This is a genomic window from Ideonella sp. WA131b (genome assembly GCA_023657425.1).
In the GTDB taxonomy this organism is placed as follows: domain Bacteria; phylum Pseudomonadota; class Gammaproteobacteria; order Burkholderiales; family Burkholderiaceae_C; genus Rubrivivax.
On record JAGTJW010000001.1, the window covers coordinates 739245 to 761216 of the forward strand.

Annotated in this window: 19 protein-coding genes and 1 pseudogene; 4 read left to right on the top strand and 16 right to left on the bottom strand. The window is 70.9% G+C overall.

Annotated elements, in window-relative coordinates; translation table 11 throughout:
- Positions 1-44 precede the first annotated feature (44 nt).
- The 9 genes from KA711_03375 to KA711_03415 all read right to left on the bottom strand — a co-directional run bounded on the left by KA711_03375 (position 45) and on the right by KA711_03415 (position 10318).
- Positions 45-1286 carry a hypothetical protein gene (locus tag KA711_03375; protein MCM0608024.1) on the bottom strand — a complete coding sequence of 414 codons (1242 nt, stop codon included), beginning with the start codon at positions 1284-1286 and terminating at the stop codon, positions 45-47.
- A gap of 8 nt (positions 1287-1294) precedes the next feature.
- Entirely contained in the window at positions 1295-2062 is a 768-nt protein-coding gene (locus KA711_03380; GenBank protein MCM0608025.1) for a type II secretion system protein, read from the bottom strand.
- Positions 2041-2622 (bottom strand): prepilin-type N-terminal cleavage/methylation domain-containing protein, encoded by a 582-nt coding sequence (locus KA711_03385; GenBank protein MCM0608026.1) that lies wholly within the window; start codon positions 2620-2622, stop codon positions 2041-2043. Before KA711_03385 ends, KA711_03380 begins: the two co-directional genes overlap by 22 nt.
- Positions 2623-2732: 110 nt before the next feature.
- On the bottom strand, positions 2733-3887 hold the full coding sequence (locus KA711_03390; GenBank protein MCM0608027.1) for a type II secretion system F family protein: 1155 nt from the start codon (positions 3885-3887) through the stop codon (positions 2733-2735).
- Entirely contained in the window at positions 3884-5716 is a 1833-nt protein-coding gene (tadA, locus tag KA711_03395; protein MCM0608028.1) for a Flp pilus assembly complex ATPase component TadA, read from the bottom strand. Before tadA ends, KA711_03390 begins: the two co-directional genes overlap by 4 nt.
- Positions 5713-6378 (bottom strand): hypothetical protein, encoded by a 666-nt coding sequence (locus KA711_03400; GenBank protein MCM0608029.1) that lies wholly within the window; start codon positions 6376-6378, stop codon positions 5713-5715. The genes tadA and KA711_03400 overlap by 4 nt, the downstream gene beginning before the upstream one ends.
- Positions 6368-7711, bottom strand: a complete 1344-nt coding sequence (gene pilO2, locus KA711_03405) for a type 4b pilus protein PilO2 (protein MCM0608030.1) — start codon at positions 7709-7711, stop codon at positions 6368-6370. The genes KA711_03400 and pilO2 overlap by 11 nt, the downstream gene beginning before the upstream one ends.
- Positions 7708-9474, bottom strand: coding sequence for a hypothetical protein (locus KA711_03410; GenBank protein ID MCM0608031.1), 1767 nt, complete (start codon positions 9472-9474; stop codon positions 7708-7710). Before KA711_03410 ends, pilO2 begins: the two co-directional genes overlap by 4 nt.
- Before the next feature lie 16 nt (positions 9475-9490).
- Positions 9491-10318, bottom strand: a complete 828-nt coding sequence (locus tag KA711_03415; GenBank protein ID MCM0608032.1) for a TcpQ domain-containing protein — start codon at positions 10316-10318, stop codon at positions 9491-9493.
- Positions 10319-10631: 313 nt separating this feature from the next.
- On the opposite strand from KA711_03415, the gene KA711_03420 reads away from it, so the two are divergent.
- The 4 genes from KA711_03420 to KA711_03435 all read left to right on the top strand — a co-directional run bounded on the left by KA711_03420 (position 10632) and on the right by KA711_03435 (position 13741).
- On the top strand, positions 10632-10949 hold the full coding sequence (locus tag KA711_03420) for a hypothetical protein (protein ID MCM0608033.1): 318 nt from the start codon (positions 10632-10634) through the stop codon (positions 10947-10949).
- Positions 10950-10970: 21 nt separating this feature from the next.
- Positions 10971-11480 carry a hypothetical protein gene (locus KA711_03425; GenBank protein ID MCM0608034.1) on the top strand — a complete coding sequence of 170 codons (510 nt, stop codon included), beginning with the start codon at positions 10971-10973 and terminating at the stop codon, positions 11478-11480.
- Positions 11477-12007, top strand: coding sequence for a lytic transglycosylase domain-containing protein (locus KA711_03430; protein ID MCM0608035.1), 531 nt, complete (start codon positions 11477-11479; stop codon positions 12005-12007). The genes KA711_03425 and KA711_03430 overlap by 4 nt, the downstream gene beginning before the upstream one ends.
- 168 nt (positions 12008-12175) lie before the next feature.
- The gene (locus tag KA711_03435; protein MCM0608036.1) at positions 12176-13741 is read left to right on the top strand and encodes a hypothetical protein; all 1566 of its coding nucleotides are present in this window, start codon (positions 12176-12178) and stop codon (positions 13739-13741) included.
- 214 nt (positions 13742-13955) lie between these two features.
- Here KA711_03435 and KA711_03440 read toward each other — a convergent pair whose 3' ends face one another.
- The 7 genes and pseudogenes from KA711_03440 to rpsD form a co-directional block, all read right to left on the bottom strand.
- Entirely contained in the window at positions 13956-14873 is a 918-nt protein-coding gene (locus KA711_03440; protein MCM0608037.1) for a M48 family metallopeptidase, read from the bottom strand.
- Positions 14874-14884: 11 nt separating this feature from the next.
- Positions 14885-15659 (bottom strand): annotated as a pseudogene (locus KA711_03445) (1-acyl-sn-glycerol-3-phosphate acyltransferase).
- A 16-nt stretch (positions 15660-15675) separates the two neighbouring features.
- Positions 15676-16692 (bottom strand): D-glycero-beta-D-manno-heptose 1,7-bisphosphate 7-phosphatase, encoded by a 1017-nt coding sequence (gmhB, locus tag KA711_03450; protein ID MCM0608038.1) that lies wholly within the window; start codon positions 16690-16692, stop codon positions 15676-15678.
- A gap of 1705 nt (positions 16693-18397) precedes the next feature.
- Positions 18398-19330: a glycine--tRNA ligase subunit alpha gene (glyQ, locus tag KA711_03455; GenBank protein ID MCM0608039.1), complete on the bottom strand. Its 933-nt coding sequence runs from the start codon at positions 19328-19330 to the stop codon at positions 18398-18400.
- Positions 19331-19451: 121 nt separating this feature from the next.
- On the bottom strand, positions 19452-19850 hold the full coding sequence (rplQ, locus tag KA711_03460) for a 50S ribosomal protein L17 (protein ID MCM0608040.1): 399 nt from the start codon (positions 19848-19850) through the stop codon (positions 19452-19454).
- Between the two features lie 158 nt (positions 19851-20008).
- Positions 20009-21010 carry a DNA-directed RNA polymerase subunit alpha gene (gene rpoA / locus KA711_03465; GenBank protein MCM0608041.1) on the bottom strand — a complete coding sequence of 334 codons (1002 nt, stop codon included), beginning with the start codon at positions 21008-21010 and terminating at the stop codon, positions 20009-20011.
- A gap of 164 nt (positions 21011-21174) precedes the next feature.
- Positions 21175-21798 carry a 30S ribosomal protein S4 gene (gene rpsD / locus KA711_03470; GenBank protein ID MCM0608042.1) on the bottom strand — a complete coding sequence of 208 codons (624 nt, stop codon included), beginning with the start codon at positions 21796-21798 and terminating at the stop codon, positions 21175-21177.
- Positions 21799-21972 lie beyond the last annotated feature (174 nt).

The following is a 21972-nucleotide window of genomic DNA, read 5'->3' on the forward strand; positions in this document are numbered from 1 at the left end:
TAGCGCACAGTTGGTGTCCAGTTGGTGCCCAGTTGGTGCCCAGTTCACTGGGGGCGGAATGTGCTGACAGAAATGGTTCCACCCACGATGACGCTGCCGCACTGCAGGTTAGACATCAAAACGAGTGCACCCTGAGGTGGCACCGGCAACTGCAGCGAGGCGCTGCGCGTGGTACCGACGGGGGCGCTGGAGAGGTCTTCCATGCGCGCAAGCTCCAGGTTGGAGCCCTGCTCTACAGCCATGAGTGAGTACTTACCTTGACACGCAGGGTCGCTGCTGAAGCCGCCGCTGGCGGAGACCAGCCAGGTCCGGTCGGTGGTGGTGTTGGTGATCACCTTCTGCCCCACAAAGGGTCCCCCCGTCTCGGGGACCCACTGCCCCCCGGTGGCCACCGGGGGCAGGAGCGCGAGCAAGCCGCCGCCCCGGGACTGGCAGGTGAGCAGACGCCCGGTGCCGGCCTCCTCGACGATGAGCCCGAGCGTGGTGCAGGCGTCACCGGCGCTCGACGAGCCCGGGGCTGTCGACGCCCGCAGGCCCGCGATGGCGCCCGTCATCGTGCCGCCGGCCCGCGGCAGCATGGCGGCCAGGTCGCTGCTGCTGTAGCCCCCCATCACCGCCAAGATGGCGGGCTGGCTGCCCAGGGGGTTGGGCACGGTCTTGTCGACCGGGTTGGGCTCGTTCGGGTCATCCGGGCCGACGAGCAGGTCGCCGGGTTGGGCGAGCGTGGAGTAGCCCACGGGGGCCCGCAACAGGCTGGCCGCCTGGGCAGCCAAGACCACATCGGCGCCGCCCGAGGCCAGAGAGGATTTCAGCGGCCCATTGCTGTAGACCATCCACTCGATGTTGGTGAGCGAGGGGTTCGCGGGCACCGGCACGACGGTCACCTGCACCAGGACGCCGTTGTCCATCAGGCCCGGCACGACGCTGGAAAAGCCCGCGGGCAGCAGCTTGGCGGCCTCCAGCTCGCCCACCAGCGGCGCCATCAGGTCGACCACGGCGCTGCCCGACGGGGCCGGGCAAGGCGCAAGCGGCGACCCTTGGCGCTGGACCGCGCAGGCGTCGATCTCCGTGCGCCGCTGCAGCACGTAGGAGCGCATGGCCTGGTCGACCTGGGCGATGACCGAGGCCACCCGCTGCGCGGCATGCGCCCTGACGGTCTGCACCGCCACCGTGGCGGCCGCTGCCGTCAGCACCGCGGCGATGCCCACCGCGATCATGGCCTCCAGCGTCATGGAGCCGCGGCTGCGCCGGGGCGCGGCTCGGGGCAAGGGGGCGGCGCGCGACATGGTGCCGCTCAGCGGGTGTAGTAGGCGATCACCGCTGCGGTCCCGGTGCCGCAGGCGGTGCCGAGCAGGCTCAGGTTGAGCCCGGTGGTCCTGGACCGCACCTGGGTCGGCGAGTCATCCAGCGGATCGAGGTCGGAGGACATCACGTCGATGCGGTAGGCACCGATCAGCGCCGCGCCCACAGAGCGGCAGGTGCCCGCCGGCAGGTTTTTGCTGATGATTGTGATGAAGGCCCCGTTCACCTCATCGGGCTCGACCGCGATTTCACCGCCGTAGAGGTTGTTCAGCGTCGGAGTGGGCGTGCCGAACCCGGCGGTCACCATCGCCTTGGGAAAGCAGTTGTTGTTCACGGCCACGGCGGTGGATGCCGGGCCGCTGCCGGGCGCCCCCAGGTAGCCGGGGTCACGCGCGTAAAGCGACCGCAGGCAGTTCGCGGCCGTGTCCAGCACGCGGGCTTCTTGTGCACCCTTGGCTGCGAGGTACGTGGTGTAGCCATAGGTGGCAATGGTGATCAGCACCGAGATGACGCCGATCACGACCAGCATCTCAAGCAGCGTGACACCTCGATCTTGCAGCAGGTGGCCCGAGCCGGGCGGCTTGTTCGTCCTCATGGTCGACTCCATCAAGAGCGGTGGGCAGGCCGCGCCTTGCAGGGCGAAGGCCTGCCCTTTTTGAACAAAGCGGTCGCCCTTAGCGCGCCGCCCAGCGTACTGGGCAGGCGCAACAAGGAGCCTTGAAGTGAAAGCTTCTGCGATCAGCGCGTGAAGGTTGCCCACACACGAGCTGCCGAACCGGAACCGCAGGTCGTACCGACGGTCCCCTTGTTGGCGGCAGCGTCGCTTGAACCCTTGACGCTGGACACGGCCAAAGTATTGTCTTTGCTAACCTCGATCACAGAAGCACCCACCAGCGATGTGGCGAGTGCGCGGCAGACGTCAGCAGGCAACGTAAGCGTTTTGATCGTGAAAGTTTCGCTGCTGGTGCCGGACGCAACAACCTCAATGGCGCCGCCATAGTTGTTCTTGACGGCGGCGCCAGCGGTACCAATGCCGGTGACATTCATCCGCGGGAAGCAGTTGTTGTTGGCAGCGACTACTTCGTCCACACCGGTGAAGGTGGCGTTGTTGGAATACAGCGTCCGCACACACTGGGCTGCGGTGTCGATGATGCGGGCTTCCTGCGCGCCCTTGGCCGCGATGTAGGTCGAGTAGCCGTAGGTGGCGATGGTGATCAGCACCGAGATGACGCCGATGACCACCAGCATTTCCAGCAGGGTGACGCCGCGGGCCCGGGCCTTGTCCAGACCCCGACGGGCCGTCTTGAACACGTTCTTCATTTCAATCTCCTGGCATTCAAGAGGCTTCAGCGCAGCCCCCGTCGCGCGGACACACCCTTCTTGGCTCTCCAACCGGGCCGCCGGTGTGTCCGGCGGCGGCCCGGCAACGCTCAGCGGGCGGCTGCCGGGGCTGGCTGCCCCGAGAAACCGCCCATGGAGTTCATGTTGATCTTCACGGTCTGCAGCACGAGGCTGAAGACCACCCAGATGATGACGACGCCCACCACCCCGAGCACCAGGCTCTGGATGGCCTTGGCGCCGCGGCGGATGGACTTGGAGGCGCGGTCCAGCGCCTGGTCGGCGCGCGACGAGATGGCGGCCTCGGGCGTGCCGTAGCGGCCCACCAGCAGCAGGGCGTCCACCGTTTCGCGGTCGAGCAGGCCCACATCGAAGGCGTCGATGGGCCGGGCCGGGTGCAGCACGAATCCGTCAAGCACGCGGTCGATGTAGCTGGCCAGCCAGGGGTCTGAGAGCGCCCGGATGGCGCCGAGCGCGTCAGACGGCTTGGGCCGCGACTCCAGCTGCGCCGCCAGGCCCTTGAGAAAGGCCGCCGCCCGGTAGGCGCGGTAGATGGCGTAGGGCGCCACCCAGCGGTCGCACCAGCGCCGCGCCGGGCCCTGCCAGTTGGCCAGCGACCACAGGAAGGCCACCCCGGCGATGACGCTGACGACGACGATCGGCAAGGTCCAGCCCTTGATGAAGCCGGCCAGGATGATGAGCGCCGTCTGGTCCGCGGTGCGGATCCTCGGGTCGATCATGGGGCCGATCATGTCCACCATGGTGGGCACGCCAAAGGCCAGCAGGCAAAAGCCGAGGAAGGCGTAGACCAGCGGCATGGACAAGAGACGCCAGGCCTCGTCGCGCAGCGTGCGCTCGTCCTTGGCCAGGGTGTTCAGCACGCGCAGGCCGTCGACCAGGCGACGCCCGCCTTCAAAGGCCGAGAGCAGGGCCACGTCGCCCGGCGGCGCCAGGTGCGCCAGGGCCACCGAGACGCTGTGGCCCTGCTCCATGCGCAGCACCACGTGGCGGAAGCCCTGCGCCAGCGGGCTGCCGCGGCGCTCCAGGATGTCGGCATGGGCCAGCAGTGCGTCGCGCGGGTGCGCGCCGTTGGCGATGACGTCGATGAGGTCTTCGTAGATCTCGTGGCGCACGGCGGCAAAGCGCCGCCGCATCCCGGCGCCGGCGGCGGACTGGCGCAGCGCGCGCCAGGTGGCGCCGGGGCCGCCGGCCAGCAGCAAGGCTGGTGAGGTGCTGAGGCTGCTCATTCGCCGGCCCGCCCGAGTTGCTCTTCGACGGTGTCGATGGCCAGCACGCCTTCCACGACGTGGTACAGGGCCACCTCGGCGATGGTCTTGCCCAGCGTGACCGGCTCGTCGAAGCGCGCCGCGCGCTGGGCACGCCAGTCGTTGGCGGCGTCGATGAGCTTGGCGTCGGCGATGAGCTCGCGCTGGCGGGCCGTGGGCTCCAGGGTCTCGGCCACCACGATGACGCCCTTGGCCCCGGCGCGGCAGTGCGGGCAACCGTGGCGGTTGCGCACGAAGAAGCGGTCGGGATCGAGCTGCAGCGTACGGTAGGCGTCGAGACGGGCGGCCAGCGCGGGATCGCTGCCCCAGGCCTCGCGGGCCGGGATGCGGCAGTGCGGGCACAGGCGCGGCAGCAGCTTCTGGTAGACGATGCAGGCCAGCATGTCGGGGCCGGCCACGGCTTCGGGCAAGAGGCCCATCAGGCGGCTGGTGAGGCGGTCGATGGCGCCGAAGGCGCTGGGCGCGTGCAGCGTGGCGTAGAGCTTGTGGCCGGTGAGGTTGAGCTCCTGCCAGACGTGGGCGGTCTCGGCGTCGCGGATCTCGCCGAGCACGATGAGGTCGACGTCCATGCGCATCAGGCTGCGCAGCGCGGGCACGAAGGGGTTCTCGGCCGCGGCCGATTCGGCCGAGCGCGGCACCGGGAACTGGCTGACGTTGAGGATGCGGCCCTCGGGCGGGTCTTCCACGGTGGCGGCGAACTGCCGGCCGGCGACGATGCCGGGGTGGGTGGCCAGCAGGGCCGTCATGGAGGTGGTCTTGCCGCTGCCGGTTTCGCCGACGAAGAGCACGCTGCCGCCGGGGCCGTGGCCGTGGCGCACCAGCAGATCGATCTGGTCGGGCAGGTAGCCGAGCTGGACGAAGTCGTTGGAGGCCAGGGCCTTGCCGTCGTAGTTGAGCAGGCGCAGCACGGCGTCGAAGCCGTAGCGCTCGGGGGCGCTCTGGAAACGCAGCTCGGCCGAGCGCACGCTGGGCGGCATGCGGATGAAGCCGGCCTGCCGGAAACCGGGCTGGAAGGCCCCTTCGCCACGCGCCACGCTGCGGCCGTCGCACTTGGCGTACAGCGCGCCCACCAGCTGGTAGGCCTCGCGCGGGTTGAGGTACTCCTGGATGACGATCTCGCCGTCGACGCGGAAGCCGACGTAGCTGCGCTCGGACTCGGCACCGGCCACGGCGCTGTCGCGCACGCGGATGTGGATGTCGGAGGCGTTGAGCTGGATGGCGCCCAGGATCCAGGCCTCGATGTGGCGGTCGAACACCGTGCCGGCGGTCTTCTCGCGCCGCTCGGCCACGTTGGTGGGGCGCGCGGTGAGCTCGCTGAGCGCACCGACCTCGATGAGGTGTTCGGCCGTGATGTCGACCTTGTGCCGCGAGCCCAGGGCCAGGCGGAAGGCCTGCAGCGCCACCGTGCCCCTGACAGTGGGCAGGTAGACGAGCACGCCCTGGCGGCGCGAGCGGCTGCCGCGGGCCCGCGGCAGCAGCAGGCAGACCATGGCACCGGCCATCAGCTCACGTTCGGCCGGCGAGAGCAAGCCGCGCGTGTCGGCCGTGTCGCCGAACAGGCCCAGGTGGACGGGTACGCGGCGGCGCAGCTCGTCCAGGCTGGCGATCGGCTCGGCTGGGGCGTAGGCCGGCAACGTGGCCGCGGCGTCGCTCGGGTCGTCAGCGGCTGCGGCGGCCGCAGCGGCCGTGGCGACCGCGGGCGCGTCGGCGCGGGGCGGCGTTCGCCCCGGTCGCCAGGCGCCGGGCTTGAGCGAGCGCAGGCCGGAGGTGAATTGGGTGCGCCAGGTCATGGCTGGAGCGTGGCCCGCGGTTCCGGGCCCGGGGTGGTGGCCGCAACACTGAGCGCAGCGGCCGGCGTGGCGCCCGCGAAGTCGAGCACGACGGTTGCGGTGCCCGTGCGCCGGTTGGCCTCTTGGGTGGTGCGCGTCATTTCGACCCGGCCCTCGGCCGGCAGGATGGCCCGCAGCGTCCAGCCGCTGGCGCCGAGCGGCTGGCCGGCCCGCGCCAGGCTGTGGTCGACGTCTTGCCAGCGGACGACGGCGACCTCGCGGCCGGGGCGGCCCAGGATGGCCACCAGCCGGGGCTGCTTGGAGCCGGCCGCCCCATCGCGCGGTGCGAGGGCGGCCTCCAGCACGATGCCGCCCTGGGGCAGCGGGCCCGGCGAGGCTTGCAGCGCGGCGCGCACCGCGGGAGTCAGCTCGGGGGTGGAGGCGGGCGCGCGCCGCTTGCGGTCGGCTTCGATCAGGGCGCGCAGCGCATCAACCCCTGCAGGCGAAGCGGCTGCGGGCGTGGCGGGCGCGGAAGCCGCCGGGGCCCCGGCGGGGGCACGACCGGCCGAGGCCGCGGACGCGGGCGCGGGCTGCGCCAGGGCCTGCAGCGGCACCAGGAAAGGGGCCAGGATCAGCAAGCAGGCGGCCACCGTGCGGCGGGCCTTGCGGGTGTCACTGGACATAGAAGTCTCCTGCAATGCGTATCGTGGGCACAGCGCCGCCGCCGGCGCCGCCGAGCAGCGGGCCGCCGGTAGCCGGGAAGCTGAGGCTCACGCTGGTGGCCGAAAAGCTGGCCGGCCACAGGCCCAGCACCTGCGTCAGCCGGTCCAGGGGGCCGACGAGCGTCCAGCCGCCGACCTTGAGGCTGCGGTCTCCTGCCTCGGAAAACTGCGAGCCAGCGCCGCCTTCTGAGCCCAGGGGCACGGGGGTGCTGAGCGAGGCGTCGAGGCCGAACTCGCGCAGGAGCTGGAACTGCGAGCCGACGATGGCCATGAACTGCGGGAAGGACTGGACCTGGCTGGTGTTCACCGTGGCCGCCATCGGCTGCAGCCGGGCGCGCGTGGTCAGGCCCCGCAGGTCGGACGACAGCGTGATGTCGGCATCGTCGATCGGAAAGTTGGTGCGGAAGTCAAGGAAGGTGGCGGTGCCTTCGCGCGTCCACTGCAGCTCGCAGCTGCCCGTGCCGCCGGGGACCACCTTGCAGTGGACTTCCTTGAGGCTCCAGCCGCGCACGTCCAGCGGCGTGCGCGCGACCGTGCCCAGCACCTCGGAGACGACCGTGTCCACGGGCACGAGCGGGCGGGCCTGCAGGGCCGTGCGCACGCGGGCGGCGCGCTGGGTGACAGGGTTGGAGGTCAGCCGCGCTTGTTCTTCGTCGCGGGCGGCCTGGGCCTTCTCGTGCCATTGCCAGCCGCCCACCAGGGCCAAGACGGCGGGAATGGCCACGATCAAGGTGCGCTGCGCGGCCGGCATGGGCGGCAGGGCCTGCAAGGTCCCGCTGTCCCAGGCCTGCGGCACGACGGGCAGCTCCAGCAGGTGAAGCTGGATCCCTTCGGGCAGCGCCTGCTCCACGCCGTGGAGCCCGGGCTCCGCGCACACGGTTTGCAGGCCGTGCAGATCAAGCTGCCGCGCCAGCTCGCGCAGGATGGCCTCGGGGGGGCCGACAAGGTCCAGGCCGGGCGCCGGGCGCCCCTGGAGCGCGACCACGAGCGACCACTGCGCGTCCGTGATGCGGAAGACATAGGCAGCGGAGTCGCTGCGCATCCGGGCCAGGGCCGAGGCGAAGGCAACGAGCTTGGCCGCCGGCTTGACGCCGCGCGGCAGCCGCGCAAAGCCGGTGACGCTGTGGGGATCGGCATCGGGGGCCGGATGGACCACATAGCGCTGTGAACGCTGCGCCAGGCCGCGCTGGCGGATCTCGGCCGCGGTCATCGGCCGCTGGCTATAGACCCAGTCAAGCCCGAAGACCAGGCCGACGCCGTGCCAGTCGAGAAGCTGGGTGGCGCTGCGGTTCATCGCGGGTTGGCCACCGTGGCGCGCATGATGATGACCAGGCGCTCCCGCGTCGTGCGGCCGCGCGCCGAGGTGCCGATGACGCCGCGGGGGTCGAGCGCGTTGCGCTGGCCTTCGTCGTTGGTGAACTCGTAGGCCTGGAAGGCGACGTACTCGCCGGAGCGCAGGATCACGGGGTTCTGGCTCGTCATGTACGAGACGTTCGGCGACTGCACCGTCTGGTTGCCGGACGTGAAGGTGTTGAGCGAGTCGAGGTTGGAGATCGACAGCACCATGTCGACGAGGATGCGGTCGCCGGACAGCATGGACGGGATGACCCGGAACACGAAGCCGGTGTTGACGACGGACTGCGTGATGCCGGGCTGCGTCACCACCGTGGTGCCGCCGGAGGAGGTGGAGCCGCCGGACGTGGTCTGCGACACGTAGGACAGGCTCTGGGCCTTCTGGAAGGTGACGGGGAAGTTGTTGCGCGTGAGCTGCTGCCCGGCATGCAGCGTGCGGGCGTTGCCGATGCGGGCAATGGCCGAGGCCAGGGCGGTGCCGATGTCGGCCGAGTTGTTGAGGACGACCCCGCCGCCTTGGGAGGAAGCCAGGGACTGCGGCGACAGCAGCCGCATGCTGACGTTCGGGTAGGCCGAGAGGATGTTGCGGAACACGCCGTCCCAGGCAAGGCCGAAGTCTTCGGACTCCTCGGTGGAGACGGACATCACGCGCACGTCCAGCACCAGCATCTTCGAAAGCATGGTGTTGTGCTCGTCGACGATGCGGGCCACGCGGTCCAGCGTGGCGCGTGTGTCGCGCACCAGCAGCGAGCTGGTGGTGCTGGAGTAGACGGCCGAGCCACCGGCCGTGAGCACGGTGCGCACCTTGCACTCGAGCGAGGCCCAGCTGCCGACGCCGCCGGACCCGTTTTGCGAACCGCCGGACCCGCCGCCGGCGCCGCTGCCGCCGGCGCCACTGCCGCCCGAGCCGGCACCGCACTGAGACTGGTTGACGTTGCCGCCACTGCCGCCGCCCGCGGGGGCCGACGAGGAGCCGCCGGGCCCGCCCTGGCCGCCGCTGCCACCCAGGGGCCCTACCGCAAAGGGAACCGATTCGAACTGCGCCGGCAGGTCTTCGATCTGGAAGGAACGGCTGATGAAGCGCGAGAAGTGGATCTCGCCGCCCTCGTAGGCCCACTCCACCCCGGCCATGGCCGACAGCGAGGACAGCACCTCGCGCACCGAGCCCACCAGGTTGACCTCCAGCCGCGGCAGCTGCGCGAAGGCGCCGTCGAGCGTGGCCTCGGCCCGCAGGGCCTCGGTGCGCACCGGTGACACGCCGGTGCGGTCGCCCGAGCCTGCCGCGCCCTGCGCGGAGACCGGGCCCGAACCCTCGGTGCGGCGGGTCAGGTCGGGATCCAGCCGCACCGGCAGGTGGAGCTGGCTGGACAGGACGCGGGCGATCCGGGGCAGCGACACCGGCTCGTTGCCGAACTGCAGGGTGATGGGGCTGTCGAAAACGGGCGGCAGGGTCGCCTCTTCGCGCACCGAGGCCCCGGTGGAGATGGAGGCCCGGGTGACGAAGGGCACGTCATCGCGCCGGAAGCTGGCGACAGCCGGTGGGCCGTTGCGCGGATCGACCACCGGTGCCGGGGCCGCGGCGGGCGGGATCGGCAACTGGTTCTGGCCTTCGATGGCACGTCGCTGGGGCGCCGAGGTGCAGGCAGTCAGCCCGTACGACAAGGCCAGCACAGCGATGGCGGCAAGGGAGGGTGAGACGCGCATGGATCGACTCATGGGGTCAACGAGCGTTCGCCAACATGACACGCACGACGTTGTTGCGGTAAGCGACGATCGCCAGTGGCGTGTCGGCTTGCGCCAGGGTCTTGGACAACTGCTCGAGGGCTTGCCACAGGTTCCCCTTGAACACGGCGTCGGCGTTGACGGCGACGGTCTGCGGCGCGTCCCAGACAACCTGCACGCAGGCAGGCGCCGCCCAGCGCTCCAGGGCCTTGCGCAGCGAACCGTCGGAGCGGAAGACGTGCCACTCGCGGGGGGCCTCAGGGTCGATGCTGGGCCGGCGCAGCACGCGCACCTCGCGCGCCGGCACGTCGACGACGGCCGTCATGCCGTCGAAGCGGCGCACCACGTCATCCATGACTCGCAGCCAGTCGGGGCCGGCCGCCCATTCGGTGATGGCTTGCTGCGGCACGCAGGCGGCCGCTCGGACGTTGTACTCGGGGGGTACCAGCGTGCGCAGCGCGTCCGCCAGAGTGCGGTCGACGCCGGACTGCCGGACGGGACGCTGCACGGGCGCGCCGACCACCGCGACCCGGCGCAGCGGCACCGTTCGCGGCACCGCCTCGGACGGCCGGGCGGGCTCGGCCTCGATGGCGAGCCAGAAGTCGATGCGCCGGCCGGCCGTGTCGATGCGGGCGTTGACGCCCTTGCCGGCGAGGGCCGAGGCCAGCAGGCGCTGCCAGTCGGCCCCGGCGTTCCAGCGGACCTGAAGTGTTGCGAGTTGGCGACGGACGCCCGGGCTCACCACCACCTGGAAGCCGTCCGGCACGAGAGTGGCCATGGCCAGCGCAAGGTTGCCCGCTCCGGCCTTGGTGATGGGCGGCGACAAGGCGACGGCGCCAGGGGGCGCATCGCCGAGGTAGACCAGGGGCTGCTCGGAAGCAGGCTTGGCGCTCTCCGACGGCCCGACGTCGGCCGCCGAAGCGCCCGCCGCGAAGGCCAGAAGGACCCCCCCCAGGCCGAGCGCCGCCGCGACCGTGGCCGGCCCTCGCCCAGCGCCCGGCAGGGGCTTGGATGTCGGCCTCGGCCCGTGGGCGGAGAAGCGGTGGCAGCGAAAAAGTGCTTTCAATTCAGTGATTTGCTGATGTAAGCTCAAAACACACTTTAACCACACATCAATCGTTTGGCAATGGGGATTGCAGATGAATGCGATGCAGCGAGCTAAGCGCCTCGAATCGATGGCCCGTCCGCTGGAGCACGGCAGCACCGACGCGAATCCACCTGGAAAGGGGTTGGCCTCGGGTTCAGGCCTTGAACAGAATGGCCGCCCTGGTGGGCTCGTGGTGGTGGCGCCCTTGCGCGGGGCGCAGTCCACGCAGCCCAGGCAACAAGGTCCACGCAATTGGGCCTACCGCTTGCGGGCCGGCCTGGTGGTGGTGCTGGCGCTCGTCGGCCTGATCATGCTGGCCACGCAGGTGTCCATGGTTGTGGTTCCGGCGCAACAAGCGGCCACCCCTTGATGCGACGGCAATGGAGTGCGGATGGGTCTGGACACCTTTGTTGTGGCGATGTCGCAGTTCCTGAGCACCTGGCACGCCTGGCTGCTGGTGCTGCCGGGCACCGTGCTGTCGCTGGGTATCCTGCTCACCGGTGCCCGGATCGGGCTGGTCGGCGGGCTGCACGTGCTGGGCTGGGCTGGGCTGGTCGTGCTGACCCTGCTGTTCTCCGTCTATGAGCCCACCCCGGGTGGCGGCATCGGACTGCGGTCGCCGCCGCTGGTGGCCATCACCATCGTGCTGTTCATCCCCTTGCTGCGCAGGGTCGGCGCGGCGGTGGCGGGCGCCGCGACCTTTCTGAGTGCGTTGACGGTCGACTTGGTGATGAACTGGTCGCACCTGCATCGGGGGGTGATCACGGCAGAAAACGTGATGAGCTCGATCGGCGCCGGCGGCTGGCTGGAGCGGCTGTGGCTGGATCCGCTGGTGGTCGTCATCGCAGCCCTGGCCCTGGGAGCCGCCCGGCCGCAGCCGATGGAATGGAGCCGGACTTGAGGCTCAGGGCCCGTCGACTGCTGGCGGCGCTGGGCTTTGCAGCCCTGGCCGGAACGGCGGGGGCCGACACGCTGCGGGTGCCGCAGTGCCTTTGGAGCGCCGCGGTGCACCACAACGTGCCGCCCCTGGCGCTGTGGGGGATGGCCGCGGTCGAGAGCGACTTCCGGGCCGATGCCGAGAACCGCAACCGCGACGGCAGCCTCGACCTGGGCATCGCCCAGGTCAACTCCGTCCACTGGCCCCGGTTGAGGGCTTACGGCATCGACCCGCACGCCCTGCGCGAGCCCTGTCTGAACCTCTACGTGCGGGCCTGGCTGTACCGCGAGAAGATCGTGCGCCACGGCAACACCTGGCAGGCGGTGGGAGCCACCCACTCCGAGACACCGCCCCTGATGGCGGCCTACGCGCAGCGCGTGGCCAACCGCATCTCGCGCGCCTGCGGCCGGTCGATGGAGGCCTGCCGCGTCGCCAGCCTGACGTTGCCGGCCGAGCCCGCGGACGACCCGAGCCCGGGATCAACCCGCTGACCCGCACGCCGGCCCGCTCATCGGCCCCAGCGGGGCAGGGGCATGGCTCAAGTTCCGTGGCAGGCGACCGAAACCACTGCGAACGCGTGTTTTCGGTCATGACCCCCATCGGATAGGTATCGATCAGCCATGAAACAAAAGGCCCCCCACTTCGGTGCGATCGCCCGCATGGGCGTGCGCTCCCAGATCATTGCGCTGGTCACAGGCGCTCTCGTTGCCGTGGCCGCGGTCGCCAGCGTGGCGTACCTCGATGCCAAGTTGGCATTCGGCACGGCGCAGCAGGCTTTCGTGGCCAAGGACGTGACGGCCGACATCCTGCCGCCGCCCCTGTACCTGATCGAGCTGCGGCTGGTGCTGTCGCAGGCGGCGGAAGGCTCGCTGACACCCGCCAAGGCGCAAGACGAGTTCGGCCGGCTGCAGAAGGAATACCTCGCGCGGGTGACGCACTGGCAGGAAAACCCGCCCTACGGCCTTGAACGCGAACTGCTGGGTGCGCAGCACCAGGCCGGGCTGGACTTCCTGAAGTCGGCGGCCGGGGTGCTCGATGCCGTCAGCCGAGGCGCGGACCCGCAGGGCATCAAGACCGCGCTGGAGGGTGCGCACGAGGTCTACAGCCGGCACCGCGAGGGCGTCGACGCCACGGTGAAGTCGTCCCTGGCCTTCGCCGACCACGCCATGGCCGAGGCCGCCGACGTCAAGGCGACCACACCCTGGAAGATCGGCGGCGGGCTGCTCGTCGCCGGCCTGCTGCTCGCGGGCCTGGGGCTGACCGTCCTGCGCGCCATCTGGTCCAACCTGGGCGGCGAACCCCGGGACGCAGCCGCGGTGGCCATGGCGGTGGTCAGCGGCAATCTGTCGACGCCCATCGCCATGCTGCCCGGCGACCAGCACAGCCTCATGGCGCAGATGAAGACCATGCAGGACAGCCTGGCCGGGCTGGTCTCGCGGGTGCGGTGCAACGCCGAGAGCGTGGCCACCGCGAGCCAGCAGATTGCGCAAGGCAGCACCGATCTGTCGGCGCGCACGGAGCAACAGGCCTCGGCGCTGAAGCAGACGGCCGTGGCCATGGAGCAGCTCGGCGCCACCGTGAGCCAGAACGCGGACAACTCGCTGGAGGCCAACCAGCTGGCCCGCACCGCGTGCGAGCGCGCCGTCAAGGGTGGCAGCGTGGTCGCCGACGTGGTGGGCACGATGCGGGCGATCAACGAGTCTTCGGGGCGCATCAGCGACATCATTGCCGTCATCGATGGCATTGCCTTCCAGACCAACATCCTGGCCCTGAATGCGGCCGTGGAGGCGGCGCGTGCCGGTGAGCAGGGTCGGGGCTTCGCGGTGGTGGCCTCGGAGGTGCGCAGCCTGGCGCAGCGCAGCTCGACCGCGGCCAAGGAGATCAAGTCACTGATCACGGCCAGCGTGGAGCAGGCCGAGCGGGGCGCGGGCCTGGCCGACCAGGCCGGCAACACCATGCAGGAGGTGGTGGAGGCGATCCGCAAGGTGACGGACATCATGGCCGAGATCAGCACGGCGAGTTCCGAGCAGCGCCTGGGCGTGGCCCAGGCCAACGGCGCCGTCAACGACATGGATGCCGCCACGGAGCGCAATGCGTCCCTGGCCGAAGAAAGTGCGACGGCGGCGCAGAGCCTGGCGGATCAGGCGAGGGCGCTGGTTGGCACGGTGGCGGCTTTCCGCGTGGACAACGACCCGCGCGCACGGGCCGAGCCGGCTCTGTCGTAGCCCCTGGCCCTTGCGGCCGGGTGCCGCAGGCGGCTGGAAAAAAACCGGGCACGCGGCCTCCCAGCCCCGTGCCCGCCAAGCCCGCACGGGCCGTGCCCGGCCCCGCGTGATGACAGCGGGGACCAGTGTCGCGGCAGTGCGGCGGCGCGCCATCCACCGTTCGGTGGATGGCACAGCACGCCGAAACCCTGAGGGGCGCGCGGGCCGGTCTGTCTCAGCCGTCCAGCAGCGGCAGCACCTCGTGCCGCAGCGCACCGCGCGCCTGCTCGTAGCCCGGCAGCGCGGTCCGCACCACCGCCCAGAAGGCGGGGGAGTGGTTCATCTCGCGCAGGTGGGCCAGCTCGTGCGTGACCACGTAGTCGATGACGGGCATCGCGAAGTGCACGAGCCGCCAGTTCAGGCGGATGCGGCCGTCGGCACTGGCGCTGCCCCAGCGCGTGGCGGCCGAGCTGAGCGACAGCCGGGTCATGCGCACACCCAACCGCTCGGCGAACACGGCGCAGCGCTCCTCGAAGATGCGCCGCGCCTGGCGCTGCAGCCAGCTCTGAACGAGGTCGCGGACCTGCCCGGGCGCCGCGTGCTGCGGCAGGCCCAGGTGCAGCGTCAGGCGCGGCACGCCCGGCAGGGTGGCGGCGTCGGTGTGCAGCACGGCACCGGCCACGCGCGGGTCGAGCACCAGGATCACCGACTCGCCCAGAAAGGGCAGCTGCCCGCCCTCGCGCCACTCGACGCGGTGGGCCCGCACGCGCGCGGCGCGCTCGCGCTGCTCCTGCAGCTTGCGCAGGATCCAGGCCGCCTTCTCGCGCAGCGCCGACTCGATCTCGGCCTGGCCCAGCCAGCGCGGCGCGCTGACGCTCAGCCCCTCGGACCCGACGACGAAGCCGATGCTGCGGCGGCGCGAACGCCGCAGCTCGTAGGCCACGCGGTGGCCGGCGAGCAGGGCCTCGCGGTGGGCCCGCGGGTGCGGGTAGGCCGGGGCCTGGGCGGGTGCCAGCGGCGGGGGCGCGGGCCGCGGACGTTCGGGGTGGCTCGGGGTGCTCTGGGGCGCAACGGCGGGCGGCGGGGCCTCGCCGAAGAGCGAAAGCTGCTCGGGCGGGGCGTGCGCTGCAGGGGTGGCCGGGCCACGGGGCATGGCCGCGGATTCTAGGTTCGGTCCGATTTCACGGACATGGCGTACGCCTCGGGGTCGAGCCGGCGCATCTCGGCCTCGATCCAGGCCTCGACCTCGCGCATCAGCTCCTCGGGCTCGCGGCCGGCGCTGTCGATGGGTCGGCCGATCGACACGTCGACCACGCCCGGCCGCAACAGGAAGCTCTTGCGTGGCCAGCAGCGCGCGCTGGTGGCTGCGATGGGGACGATGGGCACGCCGGTGGCAATGGCCAGCCTCGACGCGCCCGCCTTGTAGACGCCCTGGCTGGCCGCGCTCGCTGCGCGTGCCCTCGGGGAACATGATGACCCAGATGCCTTCGGCCGCCAGCCGCCGGCCCTGCTCGGCCACCTTGTTCCAGGCCTCGGCACGCCTGCTGCGGTCGATGTGGATCATGTCGAGCCGGCCCATGGCCCAGCCGAAGAAGGGCACGTAGAGCAGCTCGCGCTTGAACACGTAGGCCAGCGGGTGCGGCATCAGCGTGGGGTAGAAGAAGGTCTCCCAGGTGCTCTGGTGCTTGGAGGCCAGCACCACCGCGCGGCGGTGCTCGGCCGCGGTGGGCAGGTGCTCCAGGCCCTGCACGCGGACACGGATGCCGCAGATCACACGCGCGCCCCAGATCGCCATGCGCAGCCACTGCATCGTGATCCAGTACAGGCGCTCGCCGCGCAGGAAGATCGACATCAGCAGCGACAGGATGGCCCAGGGCACCACGGTGGCGGCCATCCAGGCGATGAACAGCAGCGAACGCAGGGCCCAGAGCAGCTTCATGCGGCGGCAGCGGTGCTCAGGCGCCTGGCGCAGCGACGGCAGCGTCGGGCGCATGGTCGCGGTGCAGCAGGTGGTCGACAAAGGCATCGAGGCTGGCGTGCACGCGCGAGCCCGGCACCTGCGCCTGCAGGCTGTGCAGCGCCTCGGGCAGCAGGCCGGCGGCGCGGCCGCTGCGCACCAGGTGGGGCTCGCAGCCGGCATCGGCGGCGGCGACGAGATCGCGGGCGGTGTCGCCGACCATCGGCACCTGGGCCAGGCCGACGCCGTAGCGGCGGCCGATCTCCAGCGGCATGCCCGGCCTGGGCTTGCGGCAGGCGCAGTCGTCCTCGGGCGTGTGCGGGCACAGGAAGATCGCGTCGAGCCGGCCGCCCGCACGCTGCAGCAGGCGGTTCATGTGGGCGTGCACGGCGTTGACGGCACTCATGTCGATCATGCCGCGGCCGATGCCGCTCTGGTTGGTGGCCACCACCACGTGCCAGCCGGCGTGGTTGAGCCGCGCCACGGCCTCCAGGGCCCCGGGCACGGGCACCCACTCCTCGGGCGCCGTGACGTGGCCCTCGCGGAACTGGTTGAGGATGCCGTCGCGGCCCAGGATCACGAGCTTGAGGCTGTGCATGGCGCGGGCTCCTAGGCCGCGAGGCGCGAGAGATCGGCCACGCGGTTCATCGCGCGCTGCAGCCTGCCCAGCAGGGCCAGGCGGTTGGCGCGCAGCGCGGCGTCGTCGGCGTTCACCATCACGGCGTCGAAGAAGGTGTCGACCGGCGCCTTGAGCTGCGCCAGGGCCTGCAGGCTGGCGGTGTAGTCGCCGCGCTCGAAGGCGGCGTCGGCCTGCGGCGCCACCGTGCGCAGCGCCGCGGCCAGGGCCTGTTCGGCGCTCTCGCGCAGCAGCGCAGCATCCACGACATCGGGCACGGCGCCCTCGGCCTTCTTGAGGATGTTGCCCACGCGCTTGTTGGCCGCGGCCAGCGCGGCGGCCTCGGGCAGGGCGGCGAAGGCGCGGACGGCGGCGAGGCGGCGCGGGATGTCGCCCCAGCGCGCGGGCTGCAGCGCCAGAACGGCGTCGACCTCCTGCGCGCTGGTGCCCTGCTCGCGCAGCAGGCCGACGAGGCGGTCGATGATGAAGTTCAGCAACTCGTCGCGCGCCGACGTCTGTGCCAGGGGGAAGGCGGCGAAGGCGGTCTTGAGCAGCGCGGGCACGGCCAGAGGCAGGTCGCGCTCGATGAGCATGCGGATCACGCCCAGCGCATGGCGGCGCAGCGCGAACGGATCCTTGTCGCCCGTGGGCCGTTCGCCGATGGCGAACAGGCCCACCAGCGTCTCGAGCTTGTCGGCCAGCGCGACGACCACGCCCGCCTCGCCCCGCGGCAGGGCGTCGCCCGCGAAGCGCGGCTTGTAGTGGTCCTCGATCGCGAAGGCGACGGCCTCGGACTCGCCGTCGTGGCGCGCGTAGTAGCCGCCCATGATGCCCTGCAGCTCAGGGAACTCGCCCACCATGTCGGTGAGCAGGTCGGCCTTGGCCAGCAGCGCGGCGCGGTCGGCCTGCGCGGCCAGGGCCTGGCCGCCGAGCTGCGCACCGAGGCCGCGCGCGATCGAGCGCACGCGCTCCACCCGCTCGCCCTGGCTGCCCAGCTTGCCGTGGTACACCACCTGGGCCAGTTGCGGCACGCGGCTGGCGAGGGTGCGCTTGCGGTCCTGGTCGAAGAAGAACTTGGCGTCGGCCAGCCGCGGCTTGACGACGCGCTCGTTGCCCTGCACCACCCGGCTGGTGTCGGCCGGGCGGATGTTGCTCACCACCAGGAAGCGGTTGGTGAGCCGGCCGGCCTCGTCGAGCAGCGGGAAGTACTTCTGGTTGGCCTTCATCGTGAGGATGAGGCACTCGGGCGGCACGGCCAGGAACTCGGCCGGGAATTCGCACACCAGCACGCTCGGCCGCTCCACCAGCGCCGTGACCTCGTCGAGCAGCGCCTCGTCGTCCACGGGCTGGGCGCGGTGCAGCGCGGCGGCTTGCTGGAGCTGGCGTTCGATCTCGGCGCGGCGCTGGGCGAAGCCGGCGATCACCGCGCCCTGCTCGGCGAGCTGGCGCTCGTAGTGGTCGGCATCCTGCAGCACGATGGGGTCGACCAGGGCCTCGAACCGGTGGCCGTGGGTCTGGCGGCCGGCCTGCAGGCCCAGGGCCTGCACGGGCACGACGTCGGCCCCATGCAGCGCCACCAGGCCGTGGGCCGGGCGTACGAAGTGCACGCTGGTCCAGCCGTCGGCCCGCTGGTACTGCATGAGCTTGGGAATGGGCAGCCGGGCGATGGCCTCGTCGAGCGCCGCCTGCAGCCCGGCGGCCAGCGTGGCGCCGGGCACGGTGCTGTCGAGGAACAGCGCCTCGGCCTTGCCGTCGCTGGCGCGGCGCAGCGCCGGCACGGCGCTGGCGTCGGCGCCCAGCGCGGCCAGCTTCTTGAGCAAGGCGGGCGTGGGCGAGCCGTCGGCGGCCAGCGCCACGGCCACGGGCATCAGCTTGACCGACTGCGCGCGCGCGCTCGCCACCGCGTGCACGGCGCTGATGTGCGCGGCCAGTCGGCGCGGGCTGGCGAAGACGTTCAGTGCGGCGTGCTCGCCGGCCAGGCCCGCGGCCTTCAGGCCCGCCAGCAGCGCGGCACCGAAGGCCGCGCCGAGCTTCTTCAAGGCCTTGGGAGGCAGCTCCTCGACAAAGAGTTCGACGAGCAGGTTCTTCGTGGTGCCCGCCATGCTCAGGCCGCCTTCCGGGCCCGTTGCGCCAGGACCTCGTCGGCCCAGGCGCGCGGCGCCAGCGGGAAGCCCAGGCGCGCACGGCTGTCGAGGTAGCTCTGCGCGACGCTGCGCGCCAGATGGCGGATGCGTCCGATGTAGGCGGCGCGCTCGGTGACGCTGATGGCGCCGCGGGCATCGAGCAGGTTGAAGCTGTGCCCCGCCTTGAGCACCTGCTCGTAGGCCGGCAGCGCCAGCTGCTGCTCCATCAGGTCGCGGGCCTGCCGCTCATGGGCGCCGAAGGCGCCGAGCAGGAACCCGACGTCGGCATGCTCGAAGTTGTAGGTGCTCTGCTCGACCTCGTTCTGGTGGTAGACGTCGCGGTAGAGCAGCCGCCGGCCATCGGGCGACTCGGTCCAGACGAGGTCGTAGACGTTCTCCACGCCCTGCAGGTACATGGCCAGACGCTCCAGGCCGTAGGTGATCTCACCGGTGATGGGCCTGCAGTCGATGCCGCCGACCTGCTGGAAATAGGTGAATTGCGTCACCTCCATGCCGTTGAGCCAGACCTCCCAGCCCAGGCCCCAGGCGCCGAGCGTCGGGTTCTCCCAGTCGTCCTCGACGAAGCGGACGTCGTTGACCCTGAGGTCGAATCCCAAGGCCTTGAGACTGCCCAGGTAGAGATCGAGGATGTCGGCCGGCGCCGGCTTGAGCACCACCTGGTACTGGTAGTAGTGCTGCAGGCGATTGGGGTTGTCGCCATAGCGGCCGTCCTTGGGGCGGCGGCTGGGCTGCACGTAGGCGGCCTTCCAGGGCTCGGGGCCGAGCGCGCGCAAAAAGGTGGCGGTGTGGCTGGTGCCGGCGCCGACTTCCATGTCGTAGGGCTGCAGCAGTGCGCAGCCTTGGGCGTCCCAGTAGCTCTGGAGCTGGAGGATGATCTGCTGGAAGGTGAGCATCGGGGACAAGGCCGGTGTCAGGCGCGGCTCGGCAGTTTACGGGCGGCGGACGTGAAAACGCCGAAGCGGTGAGGCTCCGGCGTGCGGCGGCAAGCGGGTGGCGCCACCGGGGCGCGGGCCCTCACTCAGCGGCTTCGGCTGTGCCTTCGGCGGCCACCGGCTCGGGGCGGTCCACGAGCTCGACGAAGGCCATGGGTGCGTTGTCACCGACGCGGAACCCCATCTTCAGGATGCGCGTGTAGCCACCCGGGCGCGCCTTGTAGCGCGGACCGAGCTCGTTGAACAGCTTGCTCACCACGTCGCGGTCGCGCGTGCGGTTGAAGGCCAGGCGGCGGTTGGCCAGCGTGGCGTCCTTGCCCAGCGTGATGAGCGGCTCCACCACGGCCCGCAGCTCCTTGGCCTTGGGCAGCGTGGTCTTGATGGCCTCATGCTTGATCAGTGAGTTGGCCATGTTGCGGAGCATGGCCAGGCGGTGCGAGGTGGTGCGGTTGAGCTTGCGGGGGCCGTTGCGGTGGCGCATGGTGCGTTCCTTTCCTTATGAATTGCCCACGGCCGGATCAGGTACCGCGGGGTGCACGTTGCTCTTGGCCAAGCGAACGCCGGGAATCCGGCTTCGCCGGGCCCTCGGCGTTGCCCCCTTGAGGGGGGGCGGCCGAAGGCCGTAGGGGGTGGGCCGATTCAGCGCTTGTCCAGGCCCTGCGGGGGCCAGTTCTCCAGGCGCGCGCCAAGCGTGAGCCCGCGCGAGGCCAGCACTTCCTTGATCTCGTTGAGGCTCTTGCGGCCCAGGTTCGGCGTCTTCAGCAGCTCGGTCTCGGTGCGCTGGATCAGGTCGCCGATGTAGTAGATGTTCTCGGCCTTCAGGCAGTTGGCCGAGCGCACGGTGAGCTCGAGCTCGTCAACCGGGCGCAGCAGGATCGGGTCGATATTGGCGCCACCGGATTTGTCACGCTGCACGGCACCCAGGGTGTCGCCGATGCTGGTGCCCGGGTCGATCTGCGCAAAGAAGGCGAGCTGCTCGACGAGGATGCGCGCGCTCTGGCGGATGGCCTCCTCGGGGGCGATGGCGCCGTTGGTCTCGATCTCCATCACCAGCTTGTCGAGGTCGGTGCGCTGCTCGACGCGAGCGTTCTCGACGGCGTAGCTCACGCGCTTGACGGGCGAGAACGAGGCGTCCAGCACGATGCGGCCGATGCCCTTGGTGGGCTCGTCGCCGTAACGGCGCAGGTTGCCCGGCACGTAGCCCCGGCCCTTTTCGACCTTGATCTGCATGTCGAGCTTGCCGCCCTGGCTCAGGTGGGCGATGGCGTGCTCGGGGTTGATGATCTCCACGTCGTGGGGCGTCTGGATGTCGCCGGCCGTCACCGGGCCCTCGCCTTCCTTGCGCAGCACCAGCGTCACTTCGTCGCGGTTGTGCAGGCGGAAGACCACGCCCTTGAGGTTGAGCATGATGTGGACGACGTCTTCCTGCACGCCGTCGATCGCCGAGTACTCGTGCAACACGCCGGCAATGGTCACCTCGGTCGGCGCGTAGCCCACCATCGACGACAGCAGCACGCGGCGCAGTGCGTTGCCGAGGGTGTGGCCGTAGCCGCGCTCGAAGGGCTCGAGTGTTGCCTTGGCGCGATGGCCGCCGAGCGGCTCGACCTGGATGGCCTTGGGCTTCAGAAGGGTGGTTTGCATGAGCTCTGTAGTGTTCCTGTCAAGACCCTCGGCTCGTTACACCGATAAGGCTGTAGGACCGCGCCGGGCGGGGTGTGGGCCGCTTCGCGCCCGGCGCGCGAAGCACGGCGGGACCGTCGCACCCCGAGGCGGCAAGCCCGCGGAGCGCACGGTCCCAGACGGGGTCAGCGCGAGTACAGCTCGACGATCAGCGCTTCCTTGATCTCCTGGCCGTACTGGTCACGGTCGGGGACCTTCTTGAACGTGCCTTCCATCTTGGTGGCGTCGACCGAGACCCAGTCGGCCAGGCCGATGCCTTGCGCAAGCTTGAGCGCATCGACCACGCGCAGCTGGTTCTTGGCCTTCTCGCGCAGCGCGATCACGTCGCCCGGCTTGACCATGTACGACGGGATGTTGACGACCGCGCCGTTGACGGTGAGCGCCTTGTGGCCGACGAGCTGGCGCGCCTCGGCGCGGGTGCTGCCGAAACCCATGCGGTAGACGACGTTGTCGAGGCGGCTCTCGAGCAGGGCCAGCAGGTTGGAGCCGGTGTTGCCTTTGCGGCGCTCGGCCTCCGCGAAGTAGCGGCGGAACTGGCGCTCCAGCACGCCGTACATGCGCTTGACCTTCTGCTTCTCGCGCAGCTGCATGCCGAAGTCCGAGGTGCGGCTGCCGCTGGTGCGGCCGTGCTGGCCGGGCTTGCTGTCGAACTTGGCCTTGTCCGTGATGGAGCGGCGGGCGCTCTTCAGGAACAGGTCGGTGCCTTCGCGGCGGGAGAGTTTGGCCTTGGGGCCGAGCAGACGTGCCACTTGCGGGTCCTCTTGGTTCGAATCTGACGCGGCAGCTCGCCGGCCTCGCGGCCGGCGGCCCGCGCGAGTCGGCGGCACGGAGGGCACGCCGACGGTGGGCTTGGTGGTGAACGGCGAAGGGCGAACCCTTCAGAGTAGCCACCGGCTTGCACCCGCTGTTGTCAGCGGACTGTG

What these genes read in the sequence shown, in the direction of transcription:
- KA711_03375 (MCM0608024.1), bottom strand. Translation starts at nt 1,286, where the DNA reads ATGTCGCGCGCCGCCCCCTTGCCCCGAGCCGCGCCCCGGCGCAGCCGC.
- KA711_03385 (MCM0608026.1), bottom strand. Translation starts at nt 2,622, where the DNA reads ATGAAGAACGTGTTCAAGACGGCCCGTCGGGGTCTGGACAAGGCCCGG.
- KA711_03390 (MCM0608027.1), bottom strand. Translation starts at nt 3,887, where the DNA reads ATGAGCAGCCTCAGCACCTCACCAGCCTTGCTGCTGGCCGGCGGCCCC.
- tadA (MCM0608028.1), bottom strand. Translation starts at nt 5,716, where the DNA reads ATGACCTGGCGCACCCAATTCACCTCCGGCCTGCGCTCGCTCAAGCCC.
- KA711_03400 (MCM0608029.1), bottom strand. Translation starts at nt 6,378, where the DNA reads ATGTCCAGTGACACCCGCAAGGCCCGCCGCACGGTGGCCGCCTGCTTG.
- pilO2 (MCM0608030.1), bottom strand. Translation starts at nt 7,711, where the DNA reads ATGAACCGCAGCGCCACCCAGCTTCTCGACTGGCACGGCGTCGGCCTG.
- KA711_03410 (MCM0608031.1), bottom strand. Translation starts at nt 9,474, where the DNA reads ATGCGCGTCTCACCCTCCCTTGCCGCCATCGCTGTGCTGGCCTTGTCG.
- KA711_03420 (MCM0608033.1), top strand. Translation starts at nt 10,632, where the DNA reads ATGAATGCGATGCAGCGAGCTAAGCGCCTCGAATCGATGGCCCGTCCG.
- KA711_03425 (MCM0608034.1), top strand. Translation starts at nt 10,971, where the DNA reads ATGGGTCTGGACACCTTTGTTGTGGCGATGTCGCAGTTCCTGAGCACC.
- KA711_03435 (MCM0608036.1), top strand. Translation starts at nt 12,176, where the DNA reads ATGGGCGTGCGCTCCCAGATCATTGCGCTGGTCACAGGCGCTCTCGTT.
- KA711_03440 (MCM0608037.1), bottom strand. Translation starts at nt 14,873, where the DNA reads ATGCCCCGTGGCCCGGCCACCCCTGCAGCGCACGCCCCGCCCGAGCAG.
- glyQ (MCM0608039.1), bottom strand. Translation starts at nt 19,330, where the DNA reads ATGCTCACCTTCCAGCAGATCATCCTCCAGCTCCAGAGCTACTGGGAC.
- rplQ (MCM0608040.1), bottom strand. Translation starts at nt 19,850, where the DNA reads ATGCGCCACCGCAACGGCCCCCGCAAGCTCAACCGCACCACCTCGCAC.
- rpoA (MCM0608041.1), bottom strand. Translation starts at nt 21,010, where the DNA reads ATGCAAACCACCCTTCTGAAGCCCAAGGCCATCCAGGTCGAGCCGCTC.